The sequence below is a fragment of the Stenotrophomonas sp. 116085_Sma genome, from assembly GCF_056479585.1.
The window spans coordinates 1,759,111-1,776,576 of sequence record NZ_CM151057.1 but is presented as its reverse complement, the minus strand read 5'-3'; the positions used below and the strand labels follow the sequence as shown (position 1 = coordinate 1,776,576).

17 protein-coding genes are annotated in these 17,466 nt (G+C 67.1%); 8 read left to right on the top strand and 9 right to left on the bottom strand.

What is annotated here, in order from left to right:
- Positions 1–99: 99 nt before the first annotated feature.
- From epmA to ligA, 3 genes are read right to left on the bottom strand one after another with little or no spacing between them, the layout of a single operon-like run.
- On the bottom strand, positions 100–1,056 hold the full coding sequence (gene epmA, locus ACZK0Z_RS08220) for an EF-P lysine aminoacylase EpmA (protein ID WP_197633776.1): 957 nt from the start codon (positions 1,054–1,056) through the stop codon (positions 100–102).
- Complete coding sequence (locus ACZK0Z_RS08215) at positions 1,053–1,538, bottom strand: GNAT family N-acetyltransferase (RefSeq protein ID WP_024957227.1); 486 nt, start codon at positions 1,536–1,538, stop codon at positions 1,053–1,055. The genes epmA and ACZK0Z_RS08215 overlap by 4 nt, the downstream gene beginning before the upstream one ends.
- Before the next feature lie 50 nt (positions 1,539–1,588).
- The gene (gene ligA, locus ACZK0Z_RS08210; RefSeq protein ID WP_180848944.1) at positions 1,589–4,060 is read right to left on the bottom strand and encodes an NAD-dependent DNA ligase LigA; all 2,472 of its coding nucleotides are present in this window, start codon (positions 4,058–4,060) and stop codon (positions 1,589–1,591) included.
- Between the two features lie 307 nt (positions 4,061–4,367).
- Between ligA and ACZK0Z_RS08205 the strand changes: the two genes are divergently transcribed.
- Complete coding sequence (locus tag ACZK0Z_RS08205; protein ID WP_336339883.1) at positions 4,368–5,492, top strand: pyridoxal phosphate-dependent aminotransferase; 1,125 nt, start codon at positions 4,368–4,370, stop codon at positions 5,490–5,492.
- Between the two features lie 74 nt (positions 5,493–5,566).
- Here ACZK0Z_RS08205 and zipA read toward each other — a convergent pair whose 3' ends face one another.
- From zipA to ACZK0Z_RS08175, 6 genes are all read right to left on the bottom strand, one after another.
- Positions 5,567–6,307 (bottom strand): cell division protein ZipA, encoded by a 741-nt coding sequence (zipA, locus tag ACZK0Z_RS08200; protein ID WP_459004508.1) that lies wholly within the window; start codon positions 6,305–6,307, stop codon positions 5,567–5,569.
- Between the two features lie 46 nt (positions 6,308–6,353).
- Entirely contained in the window at positions 6,354–9,857 is a 3,504-nt protein-coding gene (gene smc, locus ACZK0Z_RS08195; protein WP_197633727.1) for a chromosome segregation protein SMC, read from the bottom strand.
- A gap of 260 nt (positions 9,858–10,117) precedes the next feature.
- A complete protein-coding gene (gene rplI / locus ACZK0Z_RS08190) occupies positions 10,118–10,567 on the bottom strand; it encodes a 50S ribosomal protein L9 (RefSeq protein ID WP_043398478.1) in 450 nt (149 codons plus the stop codon).
- Positions 10,568–10,671: 104 nt separating this feature from the next.
- Entirely contained in the window at positions 10,672–10,902 is a 231-nt protein-coding gene (rpsR, locus tag ACZK0Z_RS08185) for a 30S ribosomal protein S18 (protein WP_002804494.1), read from the bottom strand.
- 11 nt (positions 10,903–10,913) lie between these two features.
- A complete protein-coding gene (rpsF, locus tag ACZK0Z_RS08180) occupies positions 10,914–11,351 on the bottom strand; it encodes a 30S ribosomal protein S6 (RefSeq protein WP_006452997.1) in 438 nt (145 codons plus the stop codon).
- Between the two features lie 234 nt (positions 11,352–11,585).
- The gene (locus ACZK0Z_RS08175) at positions 11,586–11,924 is read right to left on the bottom strand and encodes a HesB/IscA family protein (protein ID WP_049428383.1); all 339 of its coding nucleotides are present in this window, start codon (positions 11,922–11,924) and stop codon (positions 11,586–11,588) included.
- A gap of 128 nt (positions 11,925–12,052) precedes the next feature.
- Between ACZK0Z_RS08175 and asnS the strand changes: the two genes are divergently transcribed.
- The 7 genes from asnS (at position 12,053) to kynU (ending at position 17,459) form a co-directional block, all read left to right on the top strand.
- Complete coding sequence (gene asnS, locus ACZK0Z_RS08170) at positions 12,053–13,447, top strand: asparagine--tRNA ligase (protein WP_079222389.1); 1,395 nt, start codon at positions 12,053–12,055, stop codon at positions 13,445–13,447.
- 30 nt (positions 13,448–13,477) lie between these two features.
- Positions 13,478–13,777, top strand: coding sequence for a hypothetical protein (locus ACZK0Z_RS08165; protein WP_197633728.1), 300 nt, complete (start codon positions 13,478–13,480; stop codon positions 13,775–13,777).
- Positions 13,778–13,784: 7 nt separating this feature from the next.
- On the top strand, positions 13,785–14,099 hold the full coding sequence (locus ACZK0Z_RS08160) for a hypothetical protein (protein ID WP_197633729.1): 315 nt from the start codon (positions 13,785–13,787) through the stop codon (positions 14,097–14,099).
- A gap of 7 nt (positions 14,100–14,106) precedes the next feature.
- Positions 14,107–14,745, top strand: coding sequence for an FMN-binding negative transcriptional regulator (locus tag ACZK0Z_RS08155; protein ID WP_057493208.1), 639 nt, complete (start codon positions 14,107–14,109; stop codon positions 14,743–14,745).
- 74 nt (positions 14,746–14,819) lie between these two features.
- Positions 14,820–15,482 carry a carbonate dehydratase gene (gene can / locus ACZK0Z_RS08150; RefSeq protein WP_057495372.1) on the top strand — a complete coding sequence of 221 codons (663 nt, stop codon included), beginning with the start codon at positions 14,820–14,822 and terminating at the stop codon, positions 15,480–15,482.
- Between the two features lie 20 nt (positions 15,483–15,502).
- Positions 15,503–16,024 (top strand): 3-hydroxyanthranilate 3,4-dioxygenase, encoded by a 522-nt coding sequence (locus tag ACZK0Z_RS08145; RefSeq protein ID WP_197633730.1) that lies wholly within the window; start codon positions 15,503–15,505, stop codon positions 16,022–16,024.
- A gap of 160 nt (positions 16,025–16,184) precedes the next feature.
- Positions 16,185–17,459 (top strand): kynureninase, encoded by a 1,275-nt coding sequence (gene kynU, locus ACZK0Z_RS08140; RefSeq protein WP_049428375.1) that lies wholly within the window; start codon positions 16,185–16,187, stop codon positions 17,457–17,459.
- The last annotated feature ends 7 nt before the right edge of the window (positions 17,460–17,466 follow it).

Genomic DNA, 17,466 nt, shown 5'->3' with positions numbered 1-17,466 from the left:
TCCGGCATCTGCCGTGATAAGAGCATCATCCTGCTTACCGAAGCAAGCGCGGAAACGCGGTATTCCGTTCAGTCTTCGAAGTTCAGGAACGCGCGTCGCTCATGCGTGGGCAAAGTCGTAGGCCAGCACATCGGCGATGCGCGGCGTGCGGTTCATCGCCATCAGCAGGCGATCGACGCCCACCGCTACGCCAGCGCACGCCGGCATCGATGGCAGCGCAGCCAGCAGCGCCTCGTCCAGCGCCGGCTGCACCTGGCCACGTTCATGGCGCCGCTGCAGGTCACGCTGGAAGCGCGCGCGCTGCTCGTGGGCGTCGTTCAGTTCGTGATAGCCGTTGGCCAGCTCCACCGCGCCCAGGTACAACTCGAAACGCTCGGCCAACGGTGGCGTGCCGGGCCGGATACGCGCCAGTGCAGCCTGGCTGGACGGCCAGTCATGGACCACGGTCATCACCGTGTCATCAAACTGCGGCTGGATGCGATGGGTCATCAACAGGTCCAGCCAGTCGTCGCGGGTCAAACCGACCGGATCGATGTGCACATCACCCAGCGCGGCCCGCAATGCACCCTCATCGGCCTTGAACGGGTCCACGCCCACGTACTGCTGGAACAGCTCGCGGTAGCTCAGCACGCGCAGCGTCGCACTGCGTCCGACCAGCGCCAGCGCCTGGCCGACCAGCTCGGCGGTCTCCTCCACCAGGCGATGATGATCCCAGCCAACCCGGTACCACTCCAGCATTGTGAATTCCGGATTGTGGCGGCCACCGGCCTCGCCGTTGCGGAACACCCGACCCAGTTCGTAGCAGTCGCCGACGCCGGCGGCCAGCAGGCGCTTGAGCGGATACTCCGGCGAGGTACGCAGCCAGCGGCGACGGCCACCTGCATCGACATGGCCGGTGAAATCGGTATGGAAGCTGTCGATGTTCGGCTCGGTGTTGCCCGCCACCGACAGGATCGGCGTTTCCACCTCCAGCACATCGCGCTCGGCGAAGAAACGGCGCACCAGCGCGTTGAGCGCGGCACGCTGCTGCAGCGCCCGCAGCAGGGCCTCGCTCACAGGATGCCCTCCGGGCGCGGATGGTCCAGCGGCAGGGTCAGCAGATCGCGGGTGTCGTCGATGTAGCCGCTGGCCAGGTAAAGGCGACGGGCCAGCTCGTTGTGGTGGTTCACTTCCAGGCGCAGGCGGCTGACGCCACGGCCGCGCGCACGCTGTTCGCAGATCGCCAGCGCCTGCTTGCCGCGGCCACGACCACGTGCACGGTGGGCCAGGTACAGCTCGTCCAGCAGCATGAAGTGGCCGCCCTGTTCCAGGCTGAAGCCCATCGCGATCACCGCATAGCCGACCACCTCGCCGGCCTCGTCCAGCCACAGCAGCACTTCGCCATTACGCGGATCGGCCAGCAACGCATCCACGCCGCGACGCACGCGCGCGTCGTCGAAGTCGATCCTGTCTTCGGCGTAGAACTCGCGCATCAACGCGATCAGCAGCTCCTCGTCAGCTCGGGTGGCCAGGCGGAAATCCAGCGGGGCGGTCTGCATCGGTGTTCCTTTGTGTTTCATGCCGGGCGCAGGGGCACCCGGCGGGGTCATCATTCGTGTTCAGCAAGATAGGCCAGCAGGCGGTCCTCGTCCCACACCGGCACACCCAGCGACTGTGCCTTGTCCAGCTTGGAGCCTGCCTCGGTGCCGGCCACCACGAAACTGGTCTTTTTCGACACGCTGCCGGACACCTTGGCACCAAGCGCCTCCAGGCGCTCCTTGGCGGCATCGCGGGTAAGCTGGGCCAAGGTGCCGGTCAGTACCACGGTCTGCCCATCCAGCGGACCGGCCACGATCTCGGCCAGCGCCGGCGCCTTGGCCAGGATCTGCCGCATCGCGTTCTCGGCGGCCAACAGCATCGCACCGTGGCCATCGGCGTCCAGCCACTCGGCCAGACCACGCGCCGTGTCATCCGGCAGCCCGGCGTTGACGAACTGGCCATGCTCGGCGTCGAGCACCGCCTGTGCACCGGGCAACGCGGCGACCAGTTTTTCCGCGCGCAGGCGGGTAATGCCAGGGATCTCCGATTCGACCAGCAGCTGCGCCAGGTCCAGCCCCTCGCGCAACTTGGCGCTGGGCGCGTGCACATCGCTGATGCGGACCTGTCCGACCTGCAGAAGGTCATCGATGGCCTGCTGGTTGCCCTGCTGCTCGAAGAAGTGGCCGAGCGACCGCGCCACTTCGCCACCGATGTCCGGCACGCGCTTGAACAGCGGCCACGGCAGATGGCGGATCAGTTCCAGGTCACCGAACCACTGCGCCAGCGCCTTGGCAGTGCTCTCGCCCACATGCTCGATGCCGAGTGCGAACAGCAGGCGTTCCAGCGTGGCGGCCCGGCTGGCGTCGATTGCTGCGATCAGGTTGTCGGCCCACTTGGTGGCGATCTTCTTCGTGTTCCATTCGAAGCTGGCCGGCTGCGCCAGCGCCTGCGCGCGCCAGCCCGGATCGTTGCCGTCCAGCTTGAGCACCGCATTGAGCACGGCACCACTGCCCTCGGCGGGAAGGTGCAGCTTCAGCGCCGCTGCCAGCGCCGACGGATCCTCCGCATCCAGCACCAGCTTCAGGTGCAGCAGCGTATCGCGGCTGAGCCGGTACAGGTCGGCCACGCTCTTGACGATGCCGGCATCGACCAGGGTTTCGATGTACTTGTCGCCGAGGCCGTCGATGTCCATGGCGCGGCGCGAGGCGAAATGGGCAATGGCTTCCTTGCGCTGCGCCGGGCAGGACAGTTCGCCCGAACAACGCCACGCCGCCGCCCCCTCCTCACGCACGATCTCCGAGCCGCACACCGGGCAGCGCGTCGGCATCTGCCACGGCGTGGTGCCCTGCGGGCGGCGGTCGAGAATGACGCTGACCACCTCGGGAATGACATCGCCCGCACGACGCACGATCACGCTGTCGCCGACGCGCACATCGAGGCGCGCGATCTGGTCGGCGTTGTGCAGCGTGGCGTTGGACACGATCACGCCGGCCACGGCCACCGGCGCCAGGCGCGCAACAGGCGTGGCAGCACCTGTGCGGCCGATCTGGATCTCGATCGCCTCCACCGTGGTGCTCTGTTCCTGCGCCGGGAACTTGTGCGCGATGGCCCAGCGCGGTGCGCGCGAGACGAAGCCCATCGCCTGCTGGCCGGCGCGGTCATCCAGCTTGTAGACCACGCCATCGATATCGAACGGCAGGCCGTCGCGGCGCTCACCGATATCGCGGTAGTACCCCAGCAGGCCGTCGGTCCCTTCCACCACCTTGCACAGTGCGCTGACCGGGAAACCCCAGGCGCCGAGCTGGGCCAGCGTGCCCGAATGCGTGTCTGGCAGCTCGCCACCCTGCACCTCGCCGGTGCCGTAGGCGAAGAAGCTCAGCCTGCGCTGCGCACTGATCTTCGGATCGAGCTGGCGCAGCGAGCCGGCCGCGGCGTTGCGCGGATTGGCCAGCACCTTGCCACCGTGCTGACGGGCACGTTCGTTGTAGGCCTCGAAATCGGCACGCGCCATATAGACCTCGCCGCGTACCTCCAGCACGTCCGGCCAGTCCTTGCCGTGCAGGCGCTTGGGAATGTCACCGATCTCGCGCAGGTTGGCGGTCACGTCCTCGCCGGTACTGCCATCGCCACGGGTCGCGCCGAGCACGAAATGACCCTCCTCGTAGCGCAGGCTGATCGCCAGGCCGTCCATCTTCGGCTCGGCCGAGAACCGCAGGCTGCGACGCCCCAGGCGCTCGTCGATGCGGCGCACGAAATCGGCCACTTCTTCATCGCTGAAGGCATTGGACAGCGACAGCATCGGTACCGCGTGGCGCACTTCCGGGAAACGGCCGGAGGGCCGCGCACCGACCTGCTGGGTCGGACTGTCGGCACGGGCCAGTTCCGGATGCTCGCGCTCCAGCGCTTCCAGCTCGCGCACCATCCGGTCGTAGTCAACGTCGGGGATCTCCGGCGCGTCCAGCTCGTGGTAGGCGCGGTTGGCCTGGGCGATCTGCCTGCGAAGGTCTGCGGCGCGTTCGGCGGGGCTGGGGCTCATCGGGATCCGGTGGTTCTGGGATGGCCGGGAATTCTACCGCGCCCGGCCGTCAGGCCCGGTAGCGCCTCCGCCTTTGCAGCGTCGAGCCATGCTCGGCTGCCGCCCCCGCTCTGGTAGCTGCCAACCATCGCCCCCGCTCCGGTAGCTGCCAACCTTCGCCCCGTTCCGGTAGCTGCCAATCTTCGCCCCGTTCCGGTAGGTGCCAACCTTGGTTGGCACGTCTGCAGTCGAGCACGGCTCGACGCTACAGAATCAGCTTGCCGCCCGCCCCCTCCAGCGCTAGCGTGCGTCGCCTCTCATCGGAATTCCGCCCATGACCCCGCCCGCCTCCCGCCGTCACTTCCTGCAGCTGGCCGGTGCCGGCCTCGCCATGGCCGGCACCGGCCTTCCCCGCCCTGCCCAGGCCCAACCGGCCTCGGCCGCTGCGCCCGCACCTCGCGAAGGTGCCGTACTGCTGAATTTCAACGAATGCCCCTACGGCCCCTCGCCCGCTGCCCAGCAGGCCGCGCGCGACAGCATCGCCGGTTGCGGCCGCTACCGTTTCGCACTGGCCGGACAGGTACGCGACGTCTTCATCGAACAGGCAGGACTGCCGGCCGACCATGTGCGCCTCTATCCCGGCTCCAGTGAACCGTTGAATCGCGCCGCCACCGTGTGGACGGGCCCGCAGGAGGGCCTGGTGGTAGCCGACCCGACCTTCGAGACGCTGGGCGAGGTCGCCGCCGCACACGGTGCCGACGTGCAGAAAGTGCCGCTGCGCGACGACGGCGCACATGACCTTCGTGCAATGGTCGCCGCCGCACATGCACGGCCGACCGGGCTGCTGTATGTGTGTAACCCGAACAACCCGACCGGCTCGGTCAGCCCTGCCGATGAGCTTGCCTGGCTGCTGGCCCACAAGCCTGCCGCCACCCGCGTGCTGGTCGACGAGGCCTACCTGCAGTACAGCGAGCAGCCGAGCCTGATCGCGCAGGTGACGCAGCGCGATGACCTGATCGTGCTGCGCACGTTCTCCAAGCTGTACGGCATGGCCGGCCTGCGCCTGGGCGTGGCGGCTGCACATCCCGACCGCCTGCGCGAACTGGCCCGCCTGGGCGACAACCCGCTACCGGTGCCGGCCCTGGCCGCGGCACTGGCCAGCCTGCGCGACCCGCAGCTGATCCCGCAGCGGCGCCTGCAGAATGCCAAGGCGCGCCAGGCCACCATCGCGTGGTTGGGCAAGCGTGGTTTCAGCTGCGTTCCGTCGGAAGCAAACTGCTTCTTGGTGGATGTGCAGCGCGACGGCAGTGCGTTCGCCAAGGCGATGGCGGACAACGGCGTGGTGATCGGACGCAGCTGGCCGATCTGGCCGCAGCGCGTGCGGGTAACGGTGGGCACCGAGGAGGAGATGGCCGCGTTCCGCCGCGCGTTCGCGAAGGTGGCCGGCGTCCCGGCGTAGACCGCATCCACGCATGGCGTGGATCTACCGGGGGTGGGTGCCGACCGTTGTCGGCACACCATGGCAAACCGCGCTTACCAGCGCGGGGTCTTGGTCAGCGGCGGTGCCTGGTGCTGGCGATCATAGGCACGCAGCTCGTCACGGATGTGCGCGATGCGCTGGCGGCCCAGGGGGTTGCGGCTGTCATCCAGCACCAGGCCGTCCAGCAGCTCGGCCATGCGCTGCACCGTCGGCAGCATCTTCTCCCAGGCATCCAGCGCGGTCAGCGGCGCCGGCAGGGTCAGGAAGAAGGCGATGGCCGGGGTTTCCATCGCACGGATGTTGGCCATGTCGAAGCTGCCCGGCTTCATGATGCTGGCCATCGAGAAGATCGGGCCGCGCTCCGGGTGGCCTTCCGCCAGGCGGTGGAACACGTTCATGTGGCCGAACACCAGGCCGGTCTTCTCCGCCGCCACCACGATGTCTTCGCCGCGCAGCTGCTCGCCGGCGCGAGCGGCCACGAACAGCGAGACGATCTTGTCGAAGTCCTGGGTGGCGCGCTTGCCAAGGTCGCTGGCCGCGCCTGCGTCGGTGTCGGCCAGGCCAAGCTCGGCCTGCTCGCCTTCCGGGCCCAGGCCCGGCTCCACGCGGCCATCGGCCACGGTGACGCCATCATCGCCCAGCACCGGCTCGCGACGCTCGCCGCTGGTCGGTTCCGCGCTTTCCACGCGGCGCCCCTGGGGCTTCTTCTTCGGACGGCCAAACAGGAAGATCGCGGCGATCAACAGCAGGCCGGCGGCCAGGATGCCGATGCGCAACAGTGCCGTGTCGGACATTCGATAGGTTCTCCGGCTAGTTCATTCAGGTAATTAGGATGGCACGTCAGGCCGCGCCCGCCAATCGTGCGGCTTCTTCCAGGTCCACGCTGACAAGGCGGCTGACGCCTGGTTCGCGCATGGTCACGCCCGACAGCTGGTGCGCAGCCTCCATCGTCGCCTTGTTGTGGCTGACGAACAGGAACTGCACCTTCTCGCTCATTTCCTTGACCATGTTGGCCAGGCGGCCGACGTTGGCTTCGTCCAGCGGTGCGTCCACCTCGTCCAGCAGGCAGAACGGTGCCGGGTTCAGCTGGAAGATGGCGAACACCAGCGCCACTGCGGTCATCGCCTTCTCGCCACCGGACAGCAGCGAGATGCTGGACACCCGCTTGCCCGGCGGACGCGCCATGATGGTCACGCCGGTGTCGAGCAGGTCTTCACCGGTCAGCTCCAGGTAGGCGTGCCCGCCACCGAACAGGCGCGGGTACAGGGCCTGCACGCCGGCGTTGACGCGGTCGAAAGTGTCCTTGAAGCGGCCGCGGGTCTCGCGGTCGATCTTGCGGATGGCATCTTCCAGGGTTTCCAGCGCGGTGGTCAGGTCGGTGTGCTGCGAATCCAGGTAGTCCGAGCGCTGCGACGCCTCACCGTACTCGTGGATGGCCGCCAGATTGACCGGCTCCAGCCGGCGCATGCGGCCATCGATCTGGTGCACGGCCTGCTCCCAGTCGCCCAAGCGAGCATCTTCGGGCAGCGCATTGAGCACGTCCTGCAGTACGAAACCGGCCTTCTCCACCGCACCCTGCAGGGTGTCCGCGCTGAGCACCAGCGCTTGCTGATCCAGCTTGCGCTGCGAGATGCGCTCACGCTGGGCCAATGCCTGTTCGTCGCGCTGGTGGCGGGTCTGTTCGTAATTGCGCAGCTCGGCGTCGATGCCGTCCAGCAGCGTGCGCGCCTCGGTCAGCACGCGATCGGCGCGCACGCGCTCTTCCAGCGCGTTCTGATGCTCGGCCTGCAGAGATTCGACCGGCGAATCACCCTCGTCCAGCTGCGAATGCAGCTCGCCCAGGCGCGAATCCAGCTGCCCGCGCTGGGTGCCCATGCGCTCCAGTGCCTGGCTCAACGAAGCCAGCTGCGCCCGCTGCGATTCCAGGGTCAGCGCCAGCGAGTGCGAACGCTCGCGCACCGCACGTGCGGCGTCGCGGGCCAGGTCGCGGGCCTCGGTCAGCTGGCGGCGCTCGCCCTCGAGTCGCTGCCGGGTCGATTCCAGGTCGCCCATGCTGCTGACCGCGTTCTCCAATCGCGAACGCGCTTCACGCGCCTGTTCGTTGTTGGCCTCCAGCGTTTCCTGCAACTGCTTCAGCTCACCTTCGATGCGATCGATGCGCGTGCGTGCGGCTTCCACCTTGCCCTGCTGGCCCTGCAGCTGGCCTGCCAGTTCGGATACCGCACGATGGGCCTGGTACAGCGCACGCTGCGCGTCTTCGCGCTGCTGTTCGGCGGCCTGCAACTGCTCGCGGAAGCCTGCCAGCTGTTCTTCCAGCTCGGCTTCGCGGTCCTGAAGCTGCTCGATCTGCTCGCGCAGCTCATTGATCTCGCGTTCGCGCAGCAGCGCGCCCTGCTGGGCCGCGCCGGAACGCGACACGCGCAGCCAGCCCTCGCCCAGGCGCTCACCGCCCTGGGTGATGATCGAATCGCCTTCCGGCAGGCTGGCCTGCAGCGCCTTGGCTTCGGCCAGATCCTTGGCACCGTGCAGGTGCGCCAGCAGGCGACGGATCGCTGCTGGACCACGCACGCGTGCAGCCAGCGAGGTCGGTGCAGCCTTGACGTCGGCACCGGCGTTGGCAACCAGCGCGATGTGGCCATCGCCCAGTTCGCCCAGCGCGTCGACCAGGCTGGCCGGGTCATCCACCAGCACGCCTTCGATCAATTGGCCGAGCGCGCTTTCCACCGCGTTTTCCCAGCCGGCATCAACGTCCAGGCGTTCGCCGACACGCGCCGCCGAATCCAGCCCACGCGCCTTCAGCCAGGCCACAGCCGCGCCCTGCTCCTGGCCCAGTGCGGCCTGTTGCAGGGTTTCCAGCGAGGCCAGGCGGCCACGCAGGCCGTTGACCTGCTTGCGCAGTTCCGCCAGTTCGCTCTGGCCCTTGCGCTGCTGCTCCTGCACGGCGGTCACGCCCTGCTTGCGCAGCTCGACGTCTTCGCTCAGCTCATCCAGCGCGGTCTTCTGCGTGTCGTGCTGCAGGTGCAGCTGCTCGAAGGCTTCTTCCAGTGCATCCACGTCCAGCCCGGCGCGCTCGGCGGCCAGGGCTTCACGACGCCGGTCGGCATCGAGGATCTGCTTGTCCAGGTAGTCCACGCGCGTGCGCTCGACATCGCCGGCGCGCGAGGCTTCCGAACTCTGCGAGGTGTGCTGTTCCCAGCGCTGCTGCCAGCTGGCCAGCCGGTCTTCCGCCTCACGCAGGCTTTCCTGCTTGATCTCGTTTTCTTCCTGCAGCTCTTCCAGCTGCGGAGTGGCGGCCTTCACCGCCTCGCGCAGCACCCTCAGTTTGGCTTCGTCGCCACTGATGTGCTGCCCCAGTTCGGCCAGGGCCTGCTGGGTTTCATCGCGTGCCTTGTGCAGGCGCTGCGACAACTCGCGCTGGTGCTGGATCTGCTGCTCCAGGCGGGCCAGCGTGCTGCCGACCTGGTAGACCGCCGCCTGCGCGGTGTTGAGCGCGTCGGCCGCCTCTTCGCGGCGCACGCGCGAGGTCTCGATGCGAGCCTCGGCGTCACGCTGGTCGGCGATCAGCTGCTGCAGCCTGGTTTCTTCCTGCGACAGGCCTTCGCGCAGCTTCGACAGCCGCCCGTCGAGGCCACGGAATTCCAGTGCCTTCCACTCGGCATCCTTGACCCGGCGCTCTTCCTGCAGCGCCTGGTACTGCTCGGCCTGCTTGGCCTGGCGCTTGAGATGCTCGAGCTGCTTGCTGATCTCATCACGCAGATCACCCAGGCGGTCCAGGTTTTCGCGGGTGTGGCGGATGCGGGTCTCGGTTTCCTTGCGGCGCTCCTTGTACTTGGAGATGCCGGCCGCCTCTTCCAGGTACACGCGCAGGTCTTCCGGGCGCGCCTCGATGATCTGGCTGATCATGCCCTGCTCGATGATCGAGTAACTGCGCGGCCCCAGGCCGGTGCCGAGGAACAGGTCGGTGATGTCGCGGCGGCGGCACTTGGTGCCGTTGAGGTAGTAATTGCTGGTGCCGTCGCGGCTGACCGTGCGCTTGACCGAGATTTCGTTGAACGAGGCGTACTCGCCCGAGATCGTGTGGTCGGAGTTGTCGAAGATCAGCTCGACGGTGGCCTGCGAGACCGGCTTGCGGGCGTTGGAACCGGAGAAGATCACGTCGGTCAGCGAGTCGCCGCGCAGGCGGCTGGCCGAACTCTCGCCCATCACCCAGCGCACGGCGTCGATGATGTTCGACTTGCCGCAGCCATTGGGCCCCACCACGCCGGTCATGTTGGTCGGCAGGTGCAGGGTGGTCGGATCGACGAACGACTTGAAGCCGGACAGCTTGATCGTGGAAAGACGCATAGGGGTTCCGGACTGGGGCCGGCAAGCGGCCTGCGTTTACCCTCCAAGTCATTGATCCTGTTGGGATCGATGACCGTGGAACGGGTGTGACGCCCTGAGTATACCGATGTGGCCGTGTTCTACGAATGGGCGTGGAACATTGTCCGGCCCTGCCCCGTCGGCCCGGCCGGCCTCGACACCCTGGAGCGGGAGCCATAAAACAAAACGGGCACCCTTGCGGGCGCCCGTTCTGCGGTGATGCCAGGCCTTGCGGCGTGGGATCAGGCTTCGGCGACAACGACGACCTTGACGGTGGTCTCGACGTCGGCGTGCAGGTGGATCAGCACGTCGTATTCGCCGATGTTGCGGAAGGCGCCTTCGCCCAGGATGACTTCGCTCTTGCTGACCGGCAGGCCGGCGGCGGTGAAGGCATCGGCGATTTCACGGGCGCCGACCGAGCCGTACAGCTTGCCTTCGGTCGAAGCGTTGGCCGGGATGGTCACGCTCGCGCCGTCCAGCTTGGCCTTGCGGGCGTCAGCTTCGGCGTGGATGGCCTGGGCCTTGGCTTCGTATTCGGCGCGCTTGGCTTCGAACTCGGCCTTGTTGCTCTCGGTGGCCGGCACGGCCTTGCCCTGCGGCACGAGGAAGTTACGGCCGTAGCCCGGCTTCACGTCGACCAGGTCGCCCAGGTTGCCGAGGTTGGTGACTTTCTGCAGGAGGATCAGCTGCATGGTATTGCTCCAGATAAGTTATTCGTTAGCGAGGCGATGCCCCGCAACAAAGGCTGTCCGAATAGCTGGCACAGCGGGGCGGCACCGGGCCGCCCCGCCGGGCATCAGACGTCGTGGTTGTCGGTGTACGGGATCAGGGCCAGGAAGCGAGCGCGCTTGACGGCGGTCGCCAGCTGGCGCTGGTACTTCGACTTGGTACCGGTGACGCGGCTCGGCACGATCTTGCCGTTCTCGGTCAGGTACTGGCGCAGGGTGTTGAGATCCTTGTAGTCGATCTCCTTCACACCTTCAGCCGTGAACTTGCAGAACTTGCGGCGACGGAAGAACTTGGACATGGGAAGGCTCCTTAGGCGGCAGAAGCGGCGTCGTCGCCGGCTTCGTTGTCAGCGGTGGTGGTGGACTCGCCTTCTTCGTCGTCACGACGACGGCGCTCACCGCGCTCCGGCTTGTCACCCTTCTCGTCCTTGCTCTTCATGATCAGCGACTGCTCGGTGTCAGCCTCGTCACGCTTGATGACCAGGTTGCGCAGCACGGCGTCGTTGAAGCGGAAGCTCTCGGTCAGTTCGTTCAGAACGGCCTGGTCGGCTTCGATGTTCATCAGCACGTAGTGGGCCTTCACCAGGTTCTGGATCGGGTACGCCAGCTGGCGGCGGCCCCAGTCTTCCAGACGGTGGATGGTGCCGTTGCCGTTCTCGACCAGCGACTTGTAGCGCTCGATCATGGCCGGGACCTGCTCGCTCTGGTCCGGGTGGACCATGAACACGATTTCGTAATGACGACTCATGTTTTTTTCTACCTTTCGGATGTGGCCTTGCGGCCGGACAGCCCCCCGCCGTTGAGACCGCGGTGGGGCAAGGGTTCCCGCCGGGTAGGCAGGAAGCCGCGCATTATGGCGCAGATGGGGAGGATGGGCAACCGGGGGTACCCGACATGCTGAACCGGGGTGCCCTGCCCCGGTGCCGATCAAGGTCGGCACCCACCAGGCGGGCAGCGCAGGGCCATGCCCGGCGGCCGGCCGTCAGGCCTTGTCGGCGTCGGTGGTGAAGCTCTCGCCGCAGCCACACTCGGCGGTGGCATTGGGGTTGCTGAACGTGAACGTCTCGCTCAGGCCATGCTTGCCGAAGTCGATCACGGTGCCGTCCACCAGCGCCAGGCTCTTGGCGTCGACATAGATCTTCACGCCGTCCTGCTCGAACACGGTATCGCCCTCGCGCTCATCGCGGGCCAGGTCGGTCACGTGGCCCCAGCCGGAACAGCCGGTCTTGGTCACGCCGAAACGCAGGCCCAGCGCGCCGGGGGTCTGGGCGACGAAGCGCTGCACGCGCTCGAAGGCAATGGGGGTCAGGCTGACAGCCATGAGGCTACTCCAGAGGTACGGGGACATTATAAGGAGCCGTTACCATGAAAAATGCCTCGCAAGCGGAACACTGCAACCGGTAAACTCCCGTGTTCACAGATCGAGTCGATCAGCAGAGGATTCAAGTCATGACGGTGGTCAGCGTTGAACATGCGCTTGCCGGGAAGATCCCGGAAGGCGGCGAAGTCACGGTACGCGGATGGGTGCGCACGGTGCGCGGTTCAGCGAATCTGGCCTTCGTGAATGTGAGCGACGGCTCCTGCTTCGCCCCGATCCAGGTCGTGGCCAATGACACCCTGGCCAACTTCGACGAGATCAAGCGCCTGACCAGCGGCTGCTCGGTCATCGCCACCGGCACGCTGGTGAAGTCGCAGGGCAAGGGCCAGTCGTTCGAGATCCAGGCCAGCGCGCTGGAGGTGGTCGGCTGGGTCGAAGACCCGCTCACCTACCCGATCCAGCCCAAGCCGATGTCGCCGGAGTTCCTGCGCGAAGTGGCGCACCTGCGTCCGCGCACCAACCTGTTCGGCGCGGTCACCCGCATCCGCAACTGCCTGGCCCAGGCCGTGCACCGCTTCTTCCACGAGAACGGCTTCAACTGGATCAGCACCCCGATCATCACCACCTCCGACGCCGAAGGCGCCGGCCAGATGTTCCGCGTGTCCACCCTGGACATGGTGAACCTGCCGCGCGATGAGAAGGGCGCGATCGATTTCAGCCGCGACTTCTTCGGCAAGGAAACCTTCCTGACCGTGTCCGGCCAGCTGAACGTCGAGGCCTACTGCCTGGCGCTGAGCAAGGTCTACACTTTCGGCCCGACCTTCCGCGCCGAGAACAGCCACACCACCCGCCACCTGGCGGAATTCTGGATGATCGAACCGGAAATCGCCTTCGCCGACCTGGCCGAAGACGCGCGCCTGGCCGAGGAGTTCCTGAAGTACCTGTTCCGCGCGGTGCTGAACGAGCGTGGCGACGACCTGGCCTTCATTGCCGAGCGCGTGGACAAGAACGCGATCACCAAGCTGGAAGACTTCATCAATGCCCCGTTCGAGCGCATCGACTACACCGATGCGGTCAGCCTGCTGCAGAAGTCCGGCAAGAAGTTCGACTTCCCGGTCGAATGGGGCCTGGACCTGCAGACCGAGCACGAGCGCTGGCTGACCGAGGAGCACGTCGGCCGCCCGGTGGTGGTGACCAACTATCCGGAGCACATCAAGGCCTTCTACATGCGCCTGAACGACGACGGCAAGACCGTTGCCGCGATGGACGTGCTGGCCCCGGGCATCGGCGAGATCATCGGCGGCAGCCAGCGCGAAGAGCGCCTGGACGTGCTGGACGCGCGCATGGCCCAGTTCGGCCTGGATCGCGAGCACTACAGCTGGTACCGCGATTTCCGCCGCTATGGTTCGGTGCCGCACGCAGGCTTCGGCCTGGGCTTCGAGCGCCTGGTGGTGTACGTCTGCGGGCTGTCCAACATCCGCGATGCGATCCCCTACCCGCGCGCCCCGGGCAGCGCGGACTTCTAAGTCCCATACGACCACGGAGGTACTTCCCCCATGACCCTGTTCTTCGCCCTCTGTTTCGTCGGCGTCGCAGTGGCCGGGTTCAGTGCCTTCGTGATCTTCTGGCCGCTGACCCTGGTGCACGTGCGCGACCGCTATCCGGCGCTCGCCGCGCGCTTCGGCAGCGGCGCCTTCCTCAAGCCCGATGCCCTGGCCTGGCTGCTGCGACGCGACTATCGGCAGCAACCGGACCGCTCCTTGTCCGGGCTGGCGACACCGGCCTGGGTATCGCTGCTGACCCTGCTGGCCGGACTGGGCATGGCTGCCCTGCTCTGGCTGGCCTCGCTCTGGTAATACGCTCATGAATGACATCACCGCCTCGTGCGACAGCTGGTGGCTGGCCAGCCTCGGCAACACCTTGATCTGGGCGCGCCTGCGCGTTCGCCCTGCCGGCACCGCCGAAGTGCTCGACAGCGATGGCAACACGCTGAGCTATGACAGCGAGGACACCGCGCGTTCGCAGCTGTTCGACGCCGAATTCGTCGAGTACGACGGCCTGGACGAGGAAGATGCGCTAGTGCGAGGGTTCAGCCTGCACGAAGTGCAGCCGCCGCAGGCCGACAGCGACGAGGGCCTGCGTGGCCGCATGATCCAGTCGCTGGGCGGGCGCGCCTGACCTCAGCATGTTCACCCCGCGCGCCTTCGCCGAGACCGACCTGCTCTGGCTGGACCGCCTGCTGGCACGCGACCCGTTCGTCACCGTGCTCACGACCGGCGGCGATGGCCTGCCAGAGCTGACCCGGATGCCGGTGCTGTACCGGCGTGACGGCGATCGCATCGAACTGTGCGGGCATTGGGCCCGCGCCAACCCGCAGTCGCGCCACCGCGGCACCGCCAAGGTGCTGGTCGATGGACCGCACGGCTATGTTTCGGCCAGCTGGTACCCGGACAAGGAGCCTGCTGCGCGGGTGCCGACCTGGAACTATGCGGCTGCCGAGCTGCGCGGCCAGCTGCACACGTTCGACGATGCCGGTGCGCTGGCTGAACTGGTCGGCGCGATCAGCGACCGTTTCGAAGCCAGCGTCGGCCAGGCCTGGCGGTTCGATGCCGCGCGCGCCGAACACGGCCCGGAGCTGCGCGCCATCGTCGGCTTCCGCTTCCAGGTTGAACACGTACAGCTGAAGCTGAAACTCAGCCAGAACCATCCCGACGCCAACCAGCAGGCCGTGATCGCCGCACTGGACGCGCTCGCCTCCCCGTCCTCCCATGAGCTGGCGCAGTGGATGCGCTGGCACCGTGAACAGTCCGCGTCCAGCGGCTGATCACCTCAGCTTCCCGCGACAGCGCGACCAGAACGGCCGCGCCTTGCCCCCACCCGACGCCAGGGATACCGCACATGAAAGACATCCACCGCCTGCTGCAGAACAACCGCGACTGGGCCGACCGCATCGCCAAGGAGGACCCTGAGTTCTTCCAGCACCTGTCCAAGCAGCAGCATCCGGAATACCTGTGGATCGGCTGCTCCGACTCGCGGGTGCCGGCCAACCAGATCATCGGCATGGCGCCGGGTGAAGTCTTCGTGCATCGCAACGTTGCCAACGTGGTGGCACACAGCGACCTGAACTGCCTGAGCGTGGTGCAGTACGCGGTGGACCAGCTGAAGGTGAAGCACATCCTGATCGTTGGCCACTACGGTTGCGGCGGCGTGCACGCCTGCCTGCACAATACCCGCGTCGGCCTGGCCGACAACTGGCTGCGCCATGTCGGCGATGTCGTGCAGAAGCACCAGGGCATCCTCGATGCGATCGAGGATGACGAGCTGAAGCACGCGCGCCTGTGCGAACTGAACGTGATCGAGCAGGTCGCCAACCTGTGCCGTTCGACCATCGTCGAGGACGCCTGGGCGCGCGGCCAGAAGCTGATGGTGCACGGCTGGGTCTACAGCCTGAAGAACGGCCGCGTCAGCGAAATGGGCATCGACGTCGGTGCGCCGGAAGAGCTGAAGCCGGCCTATGAAAAGGCGCTGTCCTATGTTCCGCGCCAGGGCCGGCGCGACTGACCTCCCTACGGACCACGACCATGCTCGCCTCGCCGATCAACCTGCACGCCTGGATCGAAGAACATCGCCACCTGCTGAAGCCGCCGGTGGGCAACAAGATGATCGACAACGGCGACTTCATCGTGATGGTGGTGGGCGGGCCGAACTCGCGCACCGACTACCACTACGACGAAGGCCCGGAGTGGTTCTACCAGCTTGAGGGCGAGATGGTGCTGAAGGTCCAGGAAGACGGCGCGGTGCGCGACATTCCGATCCGCGCCGGCGAGATCTTCCTGCTGCCGGCCAGGGTGCCGCACTCGCCGCGGCGCCCGCCCGGCGGGGTCGGCCTGGTGGTCGAACGCAAGCGCCTGCCGCATGAGATGGACGGCGTGATCTGGCACTGCGAGCGCTGCAACCACAAGCTGCACGAAGAGTTCTTCCAGCTGCAGAACATCGAGACCGACCTGCCGAAGGTGTTCGCGCGCTATCACGCCAGCCTGGAATTGCGTACCTGCAGCCAGTGCGGGCACGTGGATCCGCTGCCGGCGCCTGCAGCGGGCTGAGCACCTGCCCATGTAGAGCCGAGCCCATGCTCGGCCGCCGGGCACCGAAGCCGAGCACGGGCTCGGCTCTACAGCAAGAGCGGCACGCAGGCATTCCGGGCGTCGGTCCCACCATCCCAGGCGCTACACTGGCAGCCCCGTTGCAGCCTGTTGCCCGACCATGTCCGACCTGCTCAGCCGCACCCACGCCATTGCCCTGGACGCCGCCGATCCGCTGCGTCCGCTGCGTAACGAATTCCTGATTCCGCGCCATGGCGGCGGCGAGCAGACCTACTTCGTCGGCAACTCGCTGGGCCTGCAGCCGCGCGGCGCCCAGGCCGCGGTGCAGGAAGTGATGAAGCAGTGGGGGGATCTGGCGGTGGAAGGCCACTTCACCGGTCCTACCCAGTGGCTGTCCTACCACCGCCTGGTGAGCGCGCAGCTGGCCCGCGTGGTCGGTGCACTGCCCAGCGAAGTGGTGGCGATGAACACGCTGAGCGTGAACCTGCACCTGATGATGGTCAGCTTCTACCGGCCGACCGCGCAGCGCCCGGTGATCCTGATGGAAGCCGGTGCGTTCCCGACCGACCGCCACGCGGTGGAAGCGCAGATCCGTTTCCATGGGTTCGACCCGGCCGAGTGCCTGGTGGAAGTGCAGCCGGACGAAGCCAACGGAACGATCTCGCTCACTGCGATCGAGCGCGCCATCGCCGAACACGGCCAGCGCCTGGCGCTGGTGCTGTGGCCTGGCGTGCAGTACCGCACCGGCCAGGCCTTCGACCTTGATGCAATCACCCGTGCTGCCCGCCTGCAGGGCGCGCGCATCGGCTTCGACCTGGCGCACTCGGTCGGCAACCTGCCGCTGCGCCTGCATGACATCGCACCCGACTTCGCAGTGTGGTGCCACTACAAATACCTCAACAGCGGCCCGGGTGCGGTGGCCGGCGCGTTCGTGCACGAGCGCCATCACCGCGACACCACGCTGCCGCGCTTTGCCGGCTGGTGGGGCCATGAGGAATCCACCCGCTTCCAGATGGCACCGCAGTTCACCCCCGCCATCGGTGCCGAAGGCTGGCAGCTGAGCAATCCGCCGATTCTCGGCCTGGCGCCGCTGCGCGCCTCGCTGGACCTGTTCGAGCGTGCCGGAATGGACGCGCTGCGCGGCAAATCACTGGCACTGACCGGCATGCTCGAAGCGCTTGTACGCGCACGCCTGTCCGGCGTGCTCGACATCATCACTCCGGCCGAGCCGCAGCGTCGCGGCTGCCAGCTGTCATTGCGCGTGATCGGTGGGCGCGAGCGCGGACGCGCACTGTTTGAACACCTGCGCAGCATCGGCGTGCTCGGCGACTGGCGCGAGCCGGACGTGATCCGCATCTCGCCTACCCCGCTCTACAACCGCTACCTGGACGTGCACCACTTCGTCGAGGAAGTGGAAGCCTGGGCCGGCCTCTGAGCCGGCC